At 67.7% G+C, this 876-nt stretch carries 1 protein-coding gene and 1 pseudogene; both read right to left on the minus strand.

Annotation, left to right across the window (positions count from 1 at the left end; all coding sequences use genetic code 11):
- On the minus strand, positions 1-673 hold a 673-nt coding region (locus tag HX873_RS31525; RefSeq protein ID WP_177123881.1), incomplete at its 3' end, for a VWA domain-containing protein.
- A pseudogene (locus tag HX873_RS31530) lies at positions 670-876 on the minus strand (BatB protein); the annotation flags it as partial. The gene HX873_RS31525 and the pseudogene HX873_RS31530, both read right to left, overlap by 4 nt.

Raw genomic sequence — 876 nt, forward strand, 5'->3', positions numbered from 1 at the left:
TCGACAAGCTCGGCGCCTGGTTGCCTTGCAGCTGCAGGCGGATCCCCTGGCGTTCCTGCTTGGACAGCGACGAGCCGATCAGCAGCAGCCGACCCTGGCCGAGGCCGCCATGCTTGAGCAGGCTCAGGGCCTTCTCCACGGCCAGGTCGGCGCGGTGGCCGGGCTCGGGCATGATCGAGGGGCGCAGGGCTTCCAGCAGGTTATGGCTGGTGGCCAGGTCGTCCGAGAGTGGCACCAGCGTATGGGCGCTGCCGGCGTAGACCACGATGGCAGTCTGCGCATCGCTGCGGGCCTGAAGCAGGTCGAACAGCTTGCGCCGTGCCTGTTCGAGGCGGCTGGGCGGGCTGTCGGTGGCGAGCATTTCCGGGGTCAGTTCCAGCAGCACCACCAGCGGGTCGGCGGGCTTCTGGCTGGACTGTTCGACGCGTTCCCAGCTCGGGCCCAGCAACGCCAGCACGGCCAGCAGCCAGGCGATGCCGAGCACCACCCATGGCGACTTGCTTTCGCGGCCACTGCCGCCGCTGAGCAGCGCGGCATGGAACGCCGGCGGCAGAATCATCTGCCAGCGCCCGGCGCGTTTCTGGCGGTGCCACAACTGCCACAGCAACCAGCCGAGCAGCGGAAGCAGCAACAGCCACCAGGGACGGAACCAGTGCGGCCACAGGGCGATCATCGACGCCTCCGCAAACGCAAGCGTTTGAGGCGTTCACGCCATTCAGGATTGGGTTGCAGGAAACGGCCCTTGCTTGAGAGTTTGCTGAACAGGCGTTGCAGGGCGTTATCCGGCCAGCGTTCCTGGATCACCAGCAGCATGCTGAGGATCAGCGCCAACGCCAGCGGCGCGCTGTACAGCGCATGGGCGGGGCGGGCCTGGGT

It is taken from the genome of Pseudomonas sp. P7758 (assembly GCF_013386485.1).
Taxonomy (GTDB): Bacteria; Pseudomonadota; Gammaproteobacteria; order Pseudomonadales; family Pseudomonadaceae; genus Aquipseudomonas.